Genomic DNA, 16,159 nt, shown 5'->3' on the forward strand with positions numbered 1-16,159 from the left:
TGCTCTCCGCGATTAGGAAGACGCTGTGACCAGGCCATCAACGATTCGCGTGCTTATTGCCGATGACCATCCCGCCATGCGGGAAGGCCTGGCCCATGCGGTCTCGCAGGAAGCCGACATGGCCGTGGTCGCGGAAGCCGGCGACGGTGTGGAGGCGGTCGACCAGTTCCGGGCAACGCGCCCGCACGTGGCATTGATTGATTTGCAAATGCCGCGCATGAACGGACTTGAGGCTATTGCGGCCATCCGTGAAATTGACCACGACGCCATCGTCGTTGTGCTGACCACTTATCCCGGGGACGCCCGCGTCGTGCGCGCGCTCACCCTCGGGGCCACTTCGTATCTGCTGAAGTCGTCGTCGACCGCCGAGATTCTGTCCGCCATCCGCTCGGCCATCGACGGTCGCCAGGTGCTCGGCGCCGATGTGCGGCAGGACATGGCGACGCACGCCGGCTCGGAAAGCCTGACCAAGCGCGAGCTCAGTGTGTTGAAGCTGGCTGCCATGGGTTATGGCAACCGCGATATCGGCGAAGCGCTCGGTGTGTCTGAGGAAACCATCAAGTCCCGCATCCGCAGCATCCTTGGCAAGCTCGACGCCAGTGACCGGACCCATGCCGTAACCCTCGCCATCCAGCGCGGCTTCCTGGAAATCTGAGTTCGAATCGCGTCGCGTGGCGGTGCGGCCATTGACCGAAAAGCGTCGCACCCGCAGGGCACACCTGCAAGACGCTGGGGTCGACTGTCCATAGCATCGTCCCTGCGTCGTTCCGGAACGCTCTCGACCTCACCGAATTCGCTTCGACGAATGTCGCGGACGACTCCGGCTGTTCGGATTTCAGGCGATCGAGGCGCCTGGACTGAAGAAGAGCCGGCTAAGCGTTCAAGCGCCGCCGGACTTGCGCAACCCTATCCCTGTCGCCGACGGCCACTGGACCGAGGCCCAACCAACCGGAGCAATCCATGAACACCACACTGAAAAGCGCACTGACCGCTTTCGTCAAGACCGAGCGACTCGGACCGAACCTGATGCGCATCGCCATCGCCGTCGTCTTCATGTGGATTGGCGCGCTGAAATTCGTCCCCTATGAGGCCGACAGCATCACGCCGTTCGTCGCCAACAGCCCGGTCATGTCGTTTTTTTACAACCACCCTACCGAATACAAGGCCCATCTGACCCATGAAGGCCAGCTGGTCCCCGAGCAGCGCGAGTGGCAGACCGCCAACAACACGTATGGTTTTTCGACCGGCCTTGGCATCGTCGAGTGGACCATTGCCCTGCTTGTCCTGGCGTACCCCGTGTCCAAGCGGGCTGCGCTCCTCGGTGCATTCCTGTCGTTTGCGACCACGTTGGTGACGCTGTCTTTTCTGTTCACCACGCCGGAAGCGTGGGTGCCCGCGCTCGGTGACGCCCAGCACGGCTTTCCGTATCTGTCAGGCGCAGGACGACTCGTTTTGAAAGACACCATGATGCTTGCCGGCGCCTGGATCATCGGCATCGATGCGGCCAAGGCCATCCTTGCGCGCCGTGAGTCGTCCATTCGCGAAGCCCGGTCTGTCGACGTTTCCGCTGTGCGCGTCGGCGGGGCTTAACCGCCCGCCCGTTTCTGACAACCCATCCCTCCGACGGCCCCGCCGTCCAAACCAAGGTGAACGTCATGCTTGACTGGATTGCTTACAAGAAAGAGCTCGGCCCGCGCATTGGTGAAATCGGCGCTTTGAGCCCCGATACATTGAAAGGCTACCAGACGCTGTCGGGTGCAGGAGCAAAGACAGGGCACCTGGATGCCAAGACCCGTGAGCTCATCGCCCTTGCGGTGTCGGTGACCACGCGGTGCGACGGCTGTATTACCGTGCACACGGCTGAAGCCATCAAGTTTGGTGCGACGAAGGAAGAAATCACCGAGGCACTCGGTGTTGCCATCGCCCTCAACGCCGGCTCTGCCATGGTTTATTCGGCACGCGTCATGGACGCGTTTGCGGCGCACAGCAAGGCCTGATCCATCGAAACGGGCCAACCTAAAGGGATCTACCCATGACGATGCATCCCGCACGACCTCCCGTGCACTACTCGATCGCCTCATCGAGAAGGCGGCAGCGCAGGGGGACGGCTAACCCACGCGCGCGATGTCGGACGACCTTTCCGGAACGGAGCCTGTCGGCGCTCACGAACCCGCCTCGTCCTTGCCGACACACCGCGTCGTAGGTCGAGCTCTTGCAACACAATGTCGCTGTTGCATGGCTGGACGCTACATGTGTAGCATGCCTTTCCCGCCCGTGTGAACGCCCATGCAACTTTCCGATAGCGAACTGGAAGTCCTCAAAGCCTTGTGGGAAAAGAATCCCTTGAGCGCCCGGGAGCTTCACGACGAACTCGCCGCCCGTACCGGGTGGGCCGTGTCGACGACGCGCACCGTGCTCGAGCGTATGCGCGCAAAGGAGCTGGTCACACGAAGCGAGGCGCACGGTCTTGCCGTCTTCACCCCGGCGACGACCAAGGTCGAAGTACTGGGAAATTCGCTGTCGCATCTCTTCCGTCACGTGCTTGAAGTTCCCGGCAGTCTGCCTGTCTCGGCGTTGACGGGTAGTGCCATCCTCAACGCGGACGAACTCGCCGAGCTCGACCGCATGCTCAACGGGCGCAAGCGCAAGTCGTGAACCCGATTGCGACGGTGATCGCCTTCTCGGCATCGCTGCTGGCGGGAGCCGGCATGCTCGTGGCGTTGAGGTGCGTCCAGGATGGCTTGCAAGCGGCAACGCGTTACCGCCTGACGACCGTAGCCTTCTGGCTGACGGCGGTGCTGCCTGCGGCGCTGCTCATCGTGAACGGCTTTCCAGGAATCATGGCGGAGCAGTTGAGTACGCAGGCGATGACTTACCTCACCGCACTCCTGCCGGACGCACTGTCGGCACAGACCTGGTTGCTGTGGGTTGCCAACGGCCTGCTGATGGCGTCGTCACTTTGGGGAATGCGCGCCATCGCGCATCTCGTCCGTGCCCTGCGTAGGACACGGACGCTCAGGCGGGCAGCCGTACCGTCGATGCAGGACGATATTCCGGTGTTGGTGGCGGAAGTACCTTCTCCACTCCTGATCGGTTACCGCGATCCCGCCGTAATCGTTCCCGCATCGGTGCTCGCATACCCACCGGCGGTGATCGCCGCGCTCGTTCGCCACGAACGCGCCCACGCGCACAGGCGCGACAACTGGCATCTCCTGCTCGAATCGTGGGCCATGGCGCTGATGCCCTGGTGCCTGCCACTGCGTTCTCTGCATCAAGCTTTGCTGGCCGCGCGGGAAGAGTTATGCGACGAGGCCGCTCTGCTCGGTACCGACGACGCGACGCGACGTGGATACGGCCAGGCGTTGATCGATGCTCTGCGGCAGTCGCAGATCCCGTCCGCAATGGGATCGACCGTCGCTGGCCCGCTGCCCGCCTTGCGCAGAAGGATGGCCGCCATCCTCGATCCCGGGCAGTCGTACCGCGCGCCTGACTTTCGTCACTGGATTGCCGCCCTGCTCGCTGTCGCCCTGGGATGGGCAACGGCAGTCTCGGCGTGGCGCGTCCATGCCGGTATCGAAACGGTGGCTGGCCTTCACGGCATGACATTGCGATTCCTTCCCTTGAGCAGCAGCGCTACGAATCGGTTCCACGTCACGACGCTGGGGGCGCCAGTGACGCCTGATTTCCAGCCTTTTCATCCGGGCGACTACCGCGTCTCGTTCACGCGCGCGCAGGATGGGAGCTGGGTCGTGGCGACGTCGCAGCCATAAAACGACGCTTCAAGGCTACCGTTGTAACTTGCACGCTACATGTGTAGCGTAAGAGCTCCCGAAGCAGCTCCCTGGAAGCCGTCGTGGCAAAATTTCTTTGTGTCTTCGCTCTTTGCTGTCTGAGCAGCCTCTCCATGGCCGACACCCGGTCCGATCTCGCAAAGGACTTGCTGCCTAAGCCCTTCCTCGATCAGCTTGGTATCCCGGGCGATTACCGGACTTCTTTCGAAGACGAGGCGGGGAACCCGATCTCGTACGAACGCTTTCAGGCCGCCATGGCCAAGCGGCCGTTCGATCTTGAGAAGGACGCTACCGGTCACCGGGTGACGTTCAAGCTCGAGAATGACGCAAAGATCGCCAGGCAGGCCGCGGCAAAGACGAAGCCGAAAGCGCTCGCCATTCAGGACCATCCCTTCCCGACCTTCCACGCGACCACGCTGGACGGGGCGCCGGTGTCAACCGCAGTGCTGCGCGGAAAGCCCTTCCTGGCCAGCTTCTTTTTTGCGCAATGCGGTCCATGTATCGCTGAAACCCCCGTGCTTTCCGCTTTTCACCAGGCACATCCGGACATGGCGGTCGTGGCATTTACGTTCGACGATCCGGCTACGGCACGAGACTTCGTGATCACCCGCAAGCTCAACTGGGCCGTCGTGGCGGATCAGGCCGAACTGGCCGACCGTGCAGGCGTGAAGGTCTACCCGACACTCATGCTGGTCGATGAGAAAGGGGTGGTACGCAAAGCGGTGCACACGGACGATATCGCGCCTGGTGGGAAGCCACTGGACCTGCCCTCGCTGAGTGCATGGGCCATGGACACGCACTGAGGCGGGGAAATGTTACGTACGGCCGGCGCGAACCGCCGTTTCAGAGGCTTGGGGATTGTCCGCCGTCGACGCGCAGATTGACGCCAGTGATGTACCCCGCCATGTCGCTGACCAGAAAAGCTGCCGCTGCGGCGATCTCATCCAGTCGGCCCACACGCCGCATCGGGACTTCGGCAAACAACGGAAGCGCAGCGCGTTCGATCGCCTCCCACGGGGCGCCCTCGTCGACAAGTCCTTGCTCGAGCGCCACCTCCCGAAACCTGGCCTCGAGCGCATCGCTCTTGACCGTGCCAGGAGAGATGGCATTCACTGTGATGCCCTCTTCGGCGACTTCCTTGGCCAGCGACGCCACCATGGCGTTCATTGCTGCCTTGCTCGCGGAATAGTCCGGCGTGCGCGCCGGCGGCATCGTCGCCGCGGTGCTCGACACGAAGATGATACGACCCCATCGCGCCGCGCGCATCGCCGGAAGCACCGCCGTGGTCACACGAAGTGCGGCCAGCACGTTCCGGTCAAAGGCTTCTGTCCATGCACCGGCATGTGTGTTGCTCCACCGCTGCGTCGACTTCGCCGATCCGCCTGCGTTATTGACGAGGATGTCGATGCTTCCCACGGCGCGCAGGCCGTGGTCCAGCATCCGGCTGACGTCCTCATCCCTGGTCAGGTCGCCCACGATCGCCGTCGCCCTTCCGCCGGACGCAACGATCGACGCCGCCACCGCGTCAGCCCGGGCGCGCTGCCGCCCATGTACAAGCACGTGGGCACCCTCGGGCGCCAGCGTCCGTGCGATGGCCTCGCCGATACCCCTGCTGCTGCCCGTGACGAGTGCGGTCTTGCCTTCCAGTTGCAGATGCATGTCGGTATGGTCGCCTCTGTCTTGTGAACCACAAGGGTGGCGGGCGATGTCGAAAGTAACAACTACGCACTTAAAAGTGCCCACCACGCGACGCGACGAGTGTCTCGGCCCCGACGGCTCCGCCGCGCACGTCGGGCGAGTATTTCGCATGCTCCAGGGACGCTGGAAACTACCCATCCTGTTTCGTCTTTATGCGGACACGACCCTGCGCACGCTCGAACTGAAGCGTTCGCTTGCCGGCATCTCGCAGAAAATGTTGACCCAGCATCTGCGCGAGCTTCAGGCGGACGGTCTTATTCATCGGATGGAGCTTCCGGGAACGGTACGCGGAGTCGCTTATGCCCTTACAGAGATGGGCCAGGGCCTCGTGCCCGTCCTCACCTCCGCCCGCGAGTTTTCAATACGATTCGCCGCCAGGCACGCTACGGTCACCCGATCAGCCCGTTCCGAAGCAGGCTCTCGCCAGCATCGATAACCGAGGTAACTGCCGGACGGGTCTTCCACCCCAACACACGTGCCACCTTCGAGGTGTCCACCGTTTGTCCACACCCAGATTGGTCGCGGTAGCAGCCGGCTGGGTGCTCCGTACCGGAAAGCCTCAGACGCAAACGCGCCTCAGTACTTCGCACCAGGGATGAGTGCAATGCCCGATGCATGCAATACCTCTGTTCGCATCGCCGCGAATGCCTCACCTTCGCGCTGGAGCCAGTCACAGATCAGGTCCACCTGCACCGTATGCGCCGGCGTGGTGATGAAGTGATAGGACGCCGGGGAGCGGACCGCGAAGGGAAAGGGAGCCACCAGCGTCCCACGTTGCAGCTCTTCCATCACCATCGCGGTACGCCCCATCGCGATGCCCTCGCCTGCGACGGCGGCGCCCACGGCCAACATGGCCAGATTGAAGCGCTTTCCAGCTATCAGATCGGCGCAGCGCAGGCCGGTCTCGTCAAGCCACGACTGCCACTCTTGGAGCTCCGACGCTCCCACCCATGGGCGCGCGTCGTGCAAAAGCCACTCGCCGGCAAGGAGTCCCTTCGCCCCGATATCCGGATGTGCGTCCATGAACGCAGGACTGGCAACGGGGATGAGGTATTCGTCGAGGAACCCGCGCGCGGTGAGATTTTCGTAGTCGCCAGGGTCGTAACGAATGGCGGCCTGAAGTTGTTCACTGGCCATCCCCGCCATGTCCAGCCGGTGGAACTCGCCGAAGACGCGAATGTCGACCCGGGGGCGACCGCGGCGCAATCCGCTGAGGCGCGGTGTGAGCCATTGCATCGCAAACGACGGCGAGCAACTCAGCGTGATCGGCGTGGCGCCGCCGGGCGCGGCGATATCGGCGAGCGCATGGCGGATCTGCGCAAACGATGCTTCGACCACGGACGCGAGGCGCTCCCCTTCACCGGTAAGGCCAAGCGGCCGCGTGCCCCGCTCGATCAGGCGGAAGCCAAGCGCTTGTTCCAGGCGCTGGATTTGCTGACTGGTGGCGCCCTGGGTGATGTGCAACTCGTCGGCCGCACGGGTGAAGTTGCCATGCCTGGCCACCGCTTCGAAGGCGCGAAGCCAGGTGAGCATCGAGGATGAAAGCGACCGGGGCATGGCGTGTTCGGAGGGCACGAGCGCTTCCAGAAGGTCAGGGTCGGGGGACAGGAGAACGGGCTCACGGGGCATTAGTCTAACTAATGATGCATCCGCGAAGCTGATTTCCCCACAGTCGATGCAATCGGAACAATGGCCACATCCCCTCAGTGGACCTCACCGATGACTGGCCAATGGATTCACGACGGAAACGAGGCGGCGCACTCGCTTTCGGCCCGCAAGCCCACCTTTTTCCGAAACGTATCCCGCGATGGCGTGGTGTTGCCGGCGCAGCGAGCCGCTATCGCCGGGGCGGAGGCGCGGATGGAGCGCTTCGCCCCGGTGGCGGCAAAAAAGTTCTTTGCCCTCCAGGGCACCGATGGACGCATCCGCTCGCCCCTGCTCAACGCCGATGCGTTGGCCGCGCCATCCGGGTTCAGCGGGCATCCCTCCTCGCTCTTCGTCAAAGCGGACCACGTCTTGCCGGTGGCAGGATCCATCAAGGCACGCGGGGGTGCTCATGCCGTCGTTGAGATCGCTGAATCCGCCGCAGGCGGCCCGCTCACCGTAGGGTCGAGCGCTCACGAGGCCCGGGTGCACGCGCAAGAAATTTCGGTCGGCTCGACGGGCAACCTCGGGCTGAGCATCGGTACGTTCGCCACGGCACTGGGATTTCGCGCGACCGTGCACATGTCGTCGCAAGCAAAGGCATGGAAAAAAGACCGCCTGCGCGCCCAGGGGGTGACGGTGGTGGAGCACGAGGGCGACTACCTCGACGCCCTGGCGGAGGCCCGTCGTTCCGCGCTGAAACGTCCTCACCACCATTTTATCGATGACGAATCGTCGGAAGCCCTGCTGTATGGCTATGCGGCAGGAGCACGGGAGCTGGCCGGGCAACTCACGCGTGCCGGACGCACTGTCGACGCGGATCGCCCGCTCTTCGTCCACGTGCCTTGCGGCGTCGGCGGAGCACCCGCAGGCATCGCGCTGGGGCTGCATGCGATCTACGGCCCCGACGTGCACTGCTTTTACGCCGAACCCACGGAAGCCCCTAGCGTGCTCCTGGCGCTGGCCACGGGTGAGGCCATGCGTTCGGTGTACGAGCTGGGCTTGACTGGCGTCACACAGGCCGACGGGCTGGCGGTCCCGCGCGCGTCGCCACTGGCGGTCGGGTTATCGCGCCATGTTGCCGCCGGGGTCCTTACCGTGACCGATGCCCAGCTGCTGCGCGCGCTGCGTTGCGCCCACGACGCGATGAACCTGCGTCTGGAGCCCTCCGCGGCGGCCGGCTTCGCAGGCGCACAGGCACTCTCGGGACGCCTGGGCGAAGACTACCTTTCGAGCATCGGCTCGTCCGCCCGCCTCAACGCGGTGACCCACGTCGTGTGGACCACCGGCGGCGCATTGGTACCCGATGACGAGTTCGAGCGTTACCTGCAGCACCCATCGATCCATTCTTAGGAGAACGATATGCCACTCGCACGCATCACTTTGCTCAAGGGGCGCTCACCGGAAACGCTCCGAGCCATCGCGGATGGAGTCCATGCCGCACTCGTCGACACGTACTCGGTGCCTCACGACGACCGCTTTCAGATCATCGAGCAACGTGAACCCGGAGAGATCATTTACAGCCCGACCTATCTGGGCATTGAACGTACCGACGACCTCGTGATCGTCCACATCGTTGCAGGCCACTGGCGTGATGAATCGGCCAAGCGCGCCTTGTATCGCGCCATCGCCGATCGCCTGACGGTTAAGGCAGGCCTTCGACGGGAGGACATCCAGGTGATCATCACCTCGAACGATAAGCCGGACTGGTCGTTCGGCAACGGCGTGGCTTCCTACCTCCCGGCTTGAACCGTGATCGACAGCATCTGGAGAACGCAATGATTGTTCTTGTAACTGGCGCGACCTCGGGGTTCGGCGCCGCGATGGCACGGCGATTCGCGACAACAGGCCATCAGGTGATCGCAGCGGGCCGTCGACGTGACCGACTGGAGTCGCTGATTAATGAGCCGGGTATGGACACGATTCATCCGCTCCAGCTGGACGTGCGTGACCGGGCGGGCATCGACGCGGCCCTGGCCAGCCTCCCCGATGCGCTGACCGACATCGATCTGCTCGTCAACAACGCCGGCCTGGCGATGGGCCTCGACCCTGCACAGTCCGCCGACATGGCCGACTGGGAATCCATGGTCGACACCAACATCAAAGGCGTCATGTACATGACCCGGGCCGTGCTTCCCGGCATGGTGGAGCGAGGTCGTGGGCACGTCGTCAACATTGGTTCCATCGCCGCGACCTACCCTTACCCGGGCGGAAATGTTTACGGCGCAAGCAAAGCCTTCGTCCGGCAATTCTCGCTGAATCTGCGCGCCGATCTGGCGGGCACGGGCGTTCGGGTCACCGACATCGAACCAGGCCTCGCAGGTGGGTCGGAGTTCTCGGTGGTGCGCTTCGGCGGCGACCGCGATCGCGCGGAGAAGCTGTATGCCGGAACCGACCCGCTCACCCCGGAGGACGTCGCGGAGGCCGTGTTCTGGGCCGCGAGCTTGCCACGTCACGTCAACATCAATGCCATTGAGCTGATGCCCGTCACCCAGTCCTTCGGCGCATTGCCGATCCATCGAACCCCTTGAGGTCATACCATGAAGGCATTCTCTACGACCCTGCTGCTTGCAGCCTCCGCCGTCTCGGCCCATGCGGCCACCTTCCCGCCACTCGAGCGCAAATCCGTGCTCGAAGCGACACTCCCGGATGCCAATCCTCCGGTGCGCCTCGTGCGCGGTGCGAGCATCCGCTTTGCGCCAGGCCAACCGACCGGCGTGCACCTGCACCCGGCATCCACGGTAGGCGTGGTCACGGAAGGCAGCTTCGTGTTTCAGCCGGACGGCGAGCCGTCCCGCATCCTGCATACCGGTGACTCATTCTTCGAGCCTGCGGGCCACCGGATCACGCATTTCGATAACGCGTCCTCGACGGAGTCAGCGGCCATCACCGTCTTTTACCTGACGGACACGGCGGACCGCCCGCTCATCAAGGCGCTAGGCGGCCAATGACGCCGGGCGCTCCCTGCAACCGAACGCGACGTCAGCTCATAGGCTGGGCTGCGCACCTGCCGCTGCTGGCTTTTCTACACGCCGCGCCGCCCATCGCCCGCGGAGCCAACCCTTGGAAAGAGACTATGCCGAACCGTTCAAACACCGATGCCACACTGCCTGAAGGAATACGGCGGCGATCGCTGGCGGGCATCAATGGACTGACGGTCGGTTTGCTTGAGGCAGGTTACGAGCAGGCGAACCGCCCGTTGGTGTTGCTGCTCCACGGATTCCCGGAGCTTGCATACAGCTGGCGGGCGACGATGCTGCCGCTGGCTGCCGCGGGGTATCACGTCGTCGCCCCCGACCAGAGGGGGTTTGGTTCGACGACGGGATGGGACGCCCGTTACGACGGTGACGTGGCCTCGTTTCGGACGCACAACTACGCAAGGGACGCACTGGGCGTGGTCGAAGCGCTTGGGTACCGCGCCGTCCACGCCGTGGTGGGCCATGATTTCGGCGCCATGGTGGCGGCGTATTGCACATTGGTCCGTCCGGATATTTTCAAGTCGCTCGTGCTGATGAGTTTTCCATTCGATGGGCCGCCGCCCATCCCGTTCGATATGACCCGGTCGCCGCCGGTGCGGCATACATCGTCACCCGCGGAGCAGCTCGCCCAGCTGTCGCCGCCGCGGGAAGACAGCATGGCCTGGTTCGGCTCGTCCGGGGCGAATGCCGACATGCTGCACGCACCGCAAGGCCTGCACGATTTCCTGCGCGCGTACTTTCACGTGAAGAGCGCGGACTGGGCGGGCAATCACCCGCACCCTCTAAGCGGGTCGATAGCCGAGCTGGCGACCCTGCCGACGTACTACATCATGGAGAAAGACGTCGGCATGGCAGCGACGGTGGCTCCCCTCATGCCGACGCCGAGCCAGGTCGCCAGCAATCGCTGGTTTACCGAACACGATCTCGATGTCTACACCGCGGCGTTCCAGCGCACGGGGTTTCAGGGCGGGCTCAACTGGTTCCGATGCCACGCGGGTCCGATCGGGCGTTCCGAACTCGAGTTGTTCACCGGGCGCACCATCGATGTACCCTCCGCTTTCGTTTCCGGGGAGTCCGACTGGGGTGCCTACCGAAAGCCCGGGGCACTCGAGCGCATGCAAACCAGCGCGTTCACACGTATGGAAGGCGTGCATTTCATCGAGGGCGCGGGGCACTGGGTCCAGCAAGAACAACCCGACCGCTTCAATGCCCTGTTGCTTGAGCTGCTGGAACGCAACGGTCGCTCATAAGGCGCGTTGCGCGGATGGTGTCTGAGGCGCTGCGCAACGCTTCGATCAAAAAGGACGGATCGGTCGGCCGCTTGCCCGAGACAGGGCCTCCGGTTTGAATTCCTTCGTTTCGATGGAACTGGAAGAGATGGAAGTAGAATAGTCGGAACCATTTCGAGGACACACGGCCCGTGCACACCGATCTGCCCCATCTGGATCTGGATCACCTGTCTGCGCCCGACGGGGCGCAGCTGCGCCATCCGGATGACCTCGGCCACGCACCGCGGATCCTTATCCTCTACGGGTCGCTGCGGCCCCAGTCGTTCAGTCGCAAGCTCGCCCTGGAAGCCGAGCGCATTCTCAGGCATCTGGGTGCGGAGACGAGGGTATTCGACCCGCACGAGCTGCCCATGCTTGACGCCGTGCCGGCGAGCCATCCCGAGGTGCAGCGTCTGCGCGAATGGTCCACCTGGTCGGAAGGCCAGGTCTGGGTGAGCCCCGAACGGCACGGATCGGTCACGGGCGTATTCAAGAACCAGATCGACTGGCTGCCACTCGAAGACGGCAGCGTTCGCCCGACACAGGGCCGGACGCTGGCTGTCATGCAGGTGTCGGGCGGTTCGCAAAGCTTCAATGTCGTCAACGCGCTTCGCGTGCTCGGCCGCTGGATGCGCATGGTCACCATCCCCAACCAGTCATCGGTAGCGAAGGCATGGCAGGAGTTCGAGGCAGACGGACGCATGAAACCGTCAGCCTTTTATGACCGCGTCGTCGATGTCATGGAGGAACTGATGAAGTTCACTCTCATGGTTCGAGGTCGCAGCGACTATCTGGTCGACCGTTACAGCGAACGCAAAGGCGATGCGCAACAGCGGGCGCTGGTGCAGGCGGCGGGTGCGGTCGAAAAAGAGAGCTGACGGTTCGGCTGGGCGCCAAAAGGAAACGACACGCTGACGAGCACCGCAATTTCTTGCGCAAACTTTACGGGTACAGGGCCACAGCGGCCACCGTCTTTACGGCGCCGTCCCTATTGTCTTCGGTTCCGCTCCATGGCCACAGCTGGCAGGAGCCGCATCTGGAACCACTGTGAAGACACCTGCGTTCATTGCCGCCTTCGTCGCGCTCTCCCTGTCTGGCCTTGCGCACGCACAGACCACCGACGACAGCCCTCTGTGTACCGACCGCCCGACCAAAGCCAATGCCACCTGCCCCGTTCCCCAAGGCCATTGGCAGCTGGAAACGGACATTGGGAACACCGTTCATGACGCTCAAGGGGCGAACAAAACGGATACGTCGTATCCACTCAATCCGACGCTGAAATACGGCCTTGGGGGCGCCACCGACCTGGAAGCCACATGGGCGCCCGACGTGCGGGTCCACACTCGTGCAGATGGCAACCACCAGCGTCGACACGGTCAGGGGGACCTGGTCGTTCGCCTGAAAACCCGGCTCTACAGTTCCGACCAGGCCTCGGTGGCGATCATCCCTTTCGTGAAAGCACCTACCGCGCGCTCCGGACTGGGGAACGATCGGTGGGAGGGCGGGTTAGCGGTACCCGTCGGCGTCACGCTACCGGCCGGCTTTTCGCTCACGCTGGGTCCGGAGGTCGACTACCTTGCGGACGCCGACGGGGATGGGCACCACACGGCGCTGAGCAATCTGGTGAACGTGGCGCACGCCCTCTCGGACCGGCTGACACTGGCCGTGGAGTATTGGGAGCAGCGTAACTGGGACCCCGCCGGGACGATCAAGCAGCAATCGGCTGATGTGGCTTTGAGCTTCGCGATCGCGCCTCGCTTCCAGATGGATGTGGGCGCGAATTTCGGACTGAACGATCAGACGCCAGACCAGCAGTTTTACCTGGGCTTTGCGCATCGGTGGTGACCCATGGTGCTGGATCACCCAGTCGACGCCTGAGCGTCACGCACCACACGTGCATCGACGTGTCGGAATGCGTGGCCGCGGTTCGTTGAGGGGTCGTCCCCAACGAGCCGTCGCGTCAAGCCAAAGGTGCCACGAGACTCTGCAGGCCCGAAGCTTAGTCGCTTGATGCCCGGGATACCGTGTGGTCCTTCGCTGCAGCTACGGCTTTGGGGGCGTCGCCAGGAGGAGCGCTCACGGCTAACTTAATTTGGTCTTTTGGAACCGTGATCGCATGGCCACCTCCGAATAACGCACAGAAGTCTGCACCGCACTCGACGAGCTTGAATGACGATGCAGCTTTACCATCCAGGACCAACGCTACGTCCGGCTGTCCCGAGAATCCATCCTTGGCATCACGTGAAGCGGCATCTTCGCCCGCGTGCTGAAAAGGCAATACCAGCGCGACGAATACAAGACCTACGAGAACGAGAAAAACATAGGCGCCGTAGAGACCTAACATCGCTTGGTAAAAGCGCTCGACCAGCCGAAACTTTTCCTTAGGTGGAGCGATCCATCTGAGGAATGCGAGCACCATGCGCCCGGGGCCACGCAAAAGCGCAATTAGCCCCGTCATCCGCCTTCTCTTGCCGGCGGGTGACACTTTGCGCCAGATCGTCCATCGTGGCGCGTCGCGAATGACTGCCAGGGTCACGACGAATAGAAGAAGACCCAGCGTTGGCCCGAGGACCATTCCCAAATGGTGCCGGGCGACCGTTCGGGATATCAGCGATATGAGGGAAGTGACCACGTCACCCCAGGCGATAACGGCGTCGAACGACCGCGCCTGCGCGTCATCGGGGAAAACAGACCCATTCAGATGCAAATGTGCGTAATAGCTCAGGCGATACGCGCGGCCCGTAAAGAGGAAACCGCCCGCAAGTATCGCGAGGCCGAACGCTCCTACCGAAACGCGTAACCTTTTCGGCGGATCGGAACCATTCGGACCGTTTACCGTGTCCCTGGCGCTTTCATCCATATCACTGAACCAATCGCTTTCATCTGAGTTGTTTTGCGCCTCCCGCACTACGTCGCCGAGAGGCCTGTCATCTAGGCTATATCGGCCGTTCGAAGTAGTTCTGGACGCATGGGCTGGTTGAATCGATACGCAAATTCGGCGAGTAAAAGCAGTGGCGACCCGCAATTTCTTCAGTGGCACGTCGGTTGCTTCGGAGCGGATTGCGGGCTTCTCCGCATGACAGGCACTGCGCATGATCCGCCAGATTTCCTTCTCGCTCCTCGCCTTGCTGCTGCTCGCTCCCCATTTAGCGAATAGCGAGGCTGCGACTCAACCGCGGGAGCCCAAGACCGGCACTCCAGTACCTGCAACGCTGGTCGAAGACGGGTATTACACAAGCCGAAGCGGCGTCCAAGTCCATCGTCCGGCGCACACGACAGATAACCATGCGCCGGCGGGCGCATCAGCCCAATGTCGCGACGGAACATTTAGTTTCAGCGTTAACCGGAGAGGCACTTGTTCGAGGCACGGAGGAGTCGCGTCCTGGCTTTAGCCGAGACGCGCAACGTCACTATCTGTCGCGCTGCGGCTTCAGTGCGAAAGTTGGCCGGCATGAGCATTTGTATGCGCTACTCACTACTATTGCGCCAGAGACAACTAGCAAGGCCCCAGTCAACTTGCAAATGAGGTCGAAAAGGTGAACGGCATCAAGTGGTCAAGTATCCTGAACGACCGTGAATACATCGGGTTTCGAATTACGATGAGCGGGGTGACCATAGGATTCATCGGATTTGTCATCGCAATTTTCGGCTTCATGGATCTGGGTGTCTCGGTGTTCGTTGTCGGGCTCTCGACGGCTGTGACAGGCATCTTGGTCAATGTGTCACATGTAAATCGCCGGAAAGGACGGTGACATGCCTGCCTGTCTAAACTGGACCGCGCAACTCTTCGTAGGCACTCAGGAGTCGGTTTGCGCGTAACGCCGTTCGTCAATACCTGTGAACTGCGCGTACCGACACGGCTCGTTTACGGCTTCGTTGCTTCAGGATCCTGGTCAAACCACGCAGGACCAAACAGTTCTCGCTGCGGACGGACATCAGTGAGATACGTGCATCACAGTGAGGGCCCTTCGATTCCGCGCGATGGCTTCCGGCATTCCGGACAACGTGTTTATTCAAAGCAGCCAGAATAATTCAGGGCGACGAAACTTCCCTGTTCATCACTATCTAGCTTTTTGGCAACTGCGTTCCGGCGAACCACTCCGCGTAGGCCGTGTTCTTCACCATGTGCCGGTTGAGGTCTTCGGCGCCATCGGTCCACCACACCGGGCCCCGCTCCCCCAATCCAACCTTAGCGTCGTTCACGGCGCGGCGTGCGGCGGCGAGACCCTTCGCGTCCTGATTGGCCTTTGCCACTTTGACGGCACGCCGGGCGTCCATCAGTTCGTTGACCAAGCACCCCCGTTGCTGCTCATCCAGGCCTGGATTGGACGTGCGCCAGAGCCGTCCTCTCACGATCAGATATCGGCCGTCTGGGGTTATTAGTGTATTCATTGGCTATCGTGGAGTTAGCGCGTCAGTAATGGTGCTTGCTGCTGGCCCTTTCCATAGTATGCGGCCACTGCGCACTGCTCCGAGCGATCGAGGTATTAGCCGAGTCCGACAGAGCGCTTAGCCCCGGCCCCGGTAGAGGTAACCCTCGCCCAGCCCATTGCTTTCATTGCCGCCATACATGAGTTCCGCCAGTGGCTTCGAATCGCCATTCATGGCCGCTCGCTGTGCGGCCGGGCCTTCGGGACTCGCGCGCGCGGAGCGGACCGGAACGGTATCGACGCCCCGAGGGTAACGAAAGCCCTCCCCCAGATGGGTCACGCCACCCGACTCCTGGGTCACCTGGGCCATCAAGTTGGCCAGTTCCTTAGGGGAGGTCATGCCGGCGCGT

21 protein-coding genes are annotated in these 16,159 nt (G+C 62.7%); 15 read left to right on the forward strand and 6 right to left on the reverse strand.

Features of this window, described 5'->3' with window-relative positions; all coding sequences use genetic code 11:
• The first annotated feature begins 25 nt into the window (after positions 1-25).
• From B5X73_RS01305 to B5X73_RS01330, 6 genes are all read left to right on the forward strand, one after another.
• Positions 26-655, forward strand: coding sequence for a response regulator transcription factor (locus B5X73_RS01305; RefSeq protein WP_090351637.1), 630 nt, complete (start codon positions 26-28; stop codon positions 653-655).
• 305 nt (positions 656-960) lie between these two features.
• Positions 961-1,590, forward strand: coding sequence for a reactive chlorine resistance membrane protein RclC (rclC, locus tag B5X73_RS01310; protein ID WP_079520214.1), 630 nt, complete (start codon positions 961-963; stop codon positions 1,588-1,590).
• Positions 1,591-1,655: 65 nt separating this feature from the next.
• Positions 1,656-1,997, forward strand: a complete 342-nt coding sequence (locus B5X73_RS01315) for a carboxymuconolactone decarboxylase family protein (protein ID WP_079520216.1) — start codon at positions 1,656-1,658, stop codon at positions 1,995-1,997.
• A 289-nt stretch (positions 1,998-2,286) separates the two neighbouring features.
• Positions 2,287-2,655 carry a BlaI/MecI/CopY family transcriptional regulator gene (locus B5X73_RS01320; RefSeq protein ID WP_043694347.1) on the forward strand — a complete coding sequence of 123 codons (369 nt, stop codon included), beginning with the start codon at positions 2,287-2,289 and terminating at the stop codon, positions 2,653-2,655.
• A complete protein-coding gene (locus B5X73_RS01325) occupies positions 2,652-3,770 on the forward strand; it encodes a M56 family metallopeptidase (protein WP_079520218.1) in 1,119 nt (372 codons plus the stop codon). Before B5X73_RS01320 ends, B5X73_RS01325 begins: the two co-directional genes overlap by 4 nt.
• 134 nt (positions 3,771-3,904) lie before the next feature.
• The gene (locus tag B5X73_RS01330; protein ID WP_079520220.1) at positions 3,905-4,594 is read left to right on the forward strand and encodes a TlpA family protein disulfide reductase; all 690 of its coding nucleotides are present in this window, start codon (positions 3,905-3,907) and stop codon (positions 4,592-4,594) included.
• A gap of 40 nt (positions 4,595-4,634) precedes the next feature.
• Here the strand turns inward: B5X73_RS01330 and B5X73_RS01335 are convergent, their stop codons facing one another.
• The 3 genes from B5X73_RS01335 to B5X73_RS01345 form a co-directional block, all read right to left on the reverse strand.
• A complete protein-coding gene (locus B5X73_RS01335) occupies positions 4,635-5,537 on the reverse strand; it encodes an SDR family NAD(P)-dependent oxidoreductase (protein WP_217699717.1) in 903 nt (300 codons plus the stop codon).
• An 82-nt stretch (positions 5,538-5,619) separates the two neighbouring features.
• Positions 5,620-5,751 carry a hypothetical protein gene (locus B5X73_RS21470; protein ID WP_303048745.1) on the reverse strand — a complete coding sequence of 44 codons (132 nt, stop codon included), beginning with the start codon at positions 5,749-5,751 and terminating at the stop codon, positions 5,620-5,622.
• Between the two features lie 314 nt (positions 5,752-6,065).
• Positions 6,066-7,064 (reverse strand): LysR family transcriptional regulator, encoded by a 999-nt coding sequence (locus tag B5X73_RS01345; protein ID WP_217699719.1) that lies wholly within the window; start codon positions 7,062-7,064, stop codon positions 6,066-6,068.
• A 144-nt stretch (positions 7,065-7,208) separates the two neighbouring features.
• Here B5X73_RS01345 and B5X73_RS01350 point away from each other — a divergent pair, with 144 nt between their 5' ends.
• From B5X73_RS01350 to B5X73_RS01380, 7 genes are all read left to right on the forward strand, one after another.
• Complete coding sequence (locus tag B5X73_RS01350) at positions 7,209-8,486, forward strand: D-serine ammonia-lyase (RefSeq protein WP_079520228.1); 1,278 nt, start codon at positions 7,209-7,211, stop codon at positions 8,484-8,486.
• A gap of 9 nt (positions 8,487-8,495) precedes the next feature.
• A complete protein-coding gene (locus B5X73_RS01355; protein ID WP_079520230.1) occupies positions 8,496-8,882 on the forward strand; it encodes a tautomerase family protein in 387 nt (128 codons plus the stop codon).
• A gap of 29 nt (positions 8,883-8,911) precedes the next feature.
• Positions 8,912-9,664, forward strand: a complete 753-nt coding sequence (locus B5X73_RS01360) for an SDR family NAD(P)-dependent oxidoreductase (protein WP_079520232.1) — start codon at positions 8,912-8,914, stop codon at positions 9,662-9,664.
• A 9-nt stretch (positions 9,665-9,673) separates the two neighbouring features.
• Positions 9,674-10,084 carry a cupin domain-containing protein gene (locus B5X73_RS01365; RefSeq protein ID WP_079520234.1) on the forward strand — a complete coding sequence of 137 codons (411 nt, stop codon included), beginning with the start codon at positions 9,674-9,676 and terminating at the stop codon, positions 10,082-10,084.
• A 125-nt stretch (positions 10,085-10,209) separates the two neighbouring features.
• On the forward strand, positions 10,210-11,361 hold the full coding sequence (locus B5X73_RS01370) for an alpha/beta hydrolase (RefSeq protein ID WP_079520236.1): 1,152 nt from the start codon (positions 10,210-10,212) through the stop codon (positions 11,359-11,361).
• Between the two features lie 191 nt (positions 11,362-11,552).
• Complete coding sequence (arsH, locus tag B5X73_RS01375; protein WP_343123892.1) at positions 11,553-12,257, forward strand: arsenical resistance protein ArsH; 705 nt, start codon at positions 11,553-11,555, stop codon at positions 12,255-12,257.
• Positions 12,258-12,426: 169 nt separating this feature from the next.
• Complete coding sequence (locus B5X73_RS01380) at positions 12,427-13,224, forward strand: transporter (protein ID WP_254857193.1); 798 nt, start codon at positions 12,427-12,429, stop codon at positions 13,222-13,224.
• Between the two features lie 154 nt (positions 13,225-13,378).
• Here B5X73_RS01380 and B5X73_RS01385 read toward each other — a convergent pair whose 3' ends face one another.
• Complete coding sequence (locus tag B5X73_RS01385) at positions 13,379-14,473, reverse strand: hypothetical protein (RefSeq protein WP_139382607.1); 1,095 nt, start codon at positions 14,471-14,473, stop codon at positions 13,379-13,381.
• On the opposite strand from B5X73_RS01385, the gene B5X73_RS21550 reads away from it, so the two are divergent.
• Both B5X73_RS21550 and B5X73_RS01395 read left to right on the forward strand, forming a co-directional pair.
• Positions 14,472-14,771, forward strand: coding sequence for a DUF3761 domain-containing protein (locus B5X73_RS21550; protein ID WP_079520244.1), 300 nt, complete (start codon positions 14,472-14,474; stop codon positions 14,769-14,771). The two genes, B5X73_RS01385 and B5X73_RS21550, sit on opposite strands and share 2 nt — an antisense overlap.
• A 144-nt stretch (positions 14,772-14,915) precedes the next feature.
• Positions 14,916-15,131: a hypothetical protein gene (locus tag B5X73_RS01395; protein WP_079520246.1), complete on the forward strand. Its 216-nt coding sequence runs from the start codon at positions 14,916-14,918 to the stop codon at positions 15,129-15,131.
• Positions 15,132-15,444: 313 nt separating this feature from the next.
• Here the strand turns inward: B5X73_RS01395 and B5X73_RS01400 are convergent, their stop codons facing one another.
• Together B5X73_RS01400 and B5X73_RS01405 are read right to left on the reverse strand one after the other, a co-directional pair.
• Positions 15,445-15,771 (reverse strand): hypothetical protein, encoded by a 327-nt coding sequence (locus tag B5X73_RS01400; RefSeq protein ID WP_079520248.1) that lies wholly within the window; start codon positions 15,769-15,771, stop codon positions 15,445-15,447.
• A 117-nt stretch (positions 15,772-15,888) separates the two neighbouring features.
• Positions 15,889-16,149 (reverse strand): hypothetical protein, encoded by a 261-nt coding sequence (locus B5X73_RS01405; RefSeq protein ID WP_139382608.1) that lies wholly within the window; start codon positions 16,147-16,149, stop codon positions 15,889-15,891.
• Positions 16,150-16,159: the final 10 nt, after the last annotated feature.

The organism is Luteibacter sp. 22Crub2.1 (assembly GCF_900167995.1).
Classification (GTDB): domain Bacteria; phylum Pseudomonadota; class Gammaproteobacteria; order Xanthomonadales; family Rhodanobacteraceae; genus Luteibacter; species Luteibacter mycovicinus.

Coding starts and splice junctions, on each gene's coding strand:
- B5X73_RS21470 (WP_303048745.1), bottom strand. CDS start 5,751: ATGAATAAGACCGTCCGCCTGAAGCTCGCGCAGATGCTGGGTCAACAT.
- B5X73_RS01385 (WP_139382607.1), bottom strand. CDS start 14,473: ATGCGCAGTGCCTGTCATGCGGAGAAGCCCGCAATCCGCTCCGAAGCA.
- B5X73_RS01400 (WP_079520248.1), bottom strand. CDS start 15,771: ATGAATACACTAATAACCCCAGACGGCCGATATCTGATCGTGAGAGGA.
- B5X73_RS01365 (WP_079520234.1), top strand. CDS start 9,674: ATGAAGGCATTCTCTACGACCCTGCTGCTTGCAGCCTCCGCCGTCTCG.
- B5X73_RS01315 (WP_079520216.1), top strand. CDS start 1,656: ATGCTTGACTGGATTGCTTACAAGAAAGAGCTCGGCCCGCGCATTGGT.
- B5X73_RS01360 (WP_079520232.1), top strand. CDS start 8,912: ATGATTGTTCTTGTAACTGGCGCGACCTCGGGGTTCGGCGCCGCGATG.
- B5X73_RS01330 (WP_079520220.1), top strand. CDS start 3,905: ATGGCCGACACCCGGTCCGATCTCGCAAAGGACTTGCTGCCTAAGCCC.
- B5X73_RS01320 (WP_043694347.1), top strand. CDS start 2,287: ATGCAACTTTCCGATAGCGAACTGGAAGTCCTCAAAGCCTTGTGGGAA.
- B5X73_RS21550 (WP_079520244.1), top strand. CDS start 14,472: ATGATCCGCCAGATTTCCTTCTCGCTCCTCGCCTTGCTGCTGCTCGCT.
- B5X73_RS01370 (WP_079520236.1), top strand. CDS start 10,210: ATGCCGAACCGTTCAAACACCGATGCCACACTGCCTGAAGGAATACGG.
- B5X73_RS01405 (WP_139382608.1), bottom strand. CDS start 16,149: ATGACCTCCCCTAAGGAACTGGCCAACTTGATGGCCCAGGTGACCCAG.
- B5X73_RS01355 (WP_079520230.1), top strand. CDS start 8,496: ATGCCACTCGCACGCATCACTTTGCTCAAGGGGCGCTCACCGGAAACG.
- rclC (WP_079520214.1), top strand. CDS start 961: ATGAACACCACACTGAAAAGCGCACTGACCGCTTTCGTCAAGACCGAG.
- B5X73_RS01350 (WP_079520228.1), top strand. CDS start 7,209: ATGACTGGCCAATGGATTCACGACGGAAACGAGGCGGCGCACTCGCTT.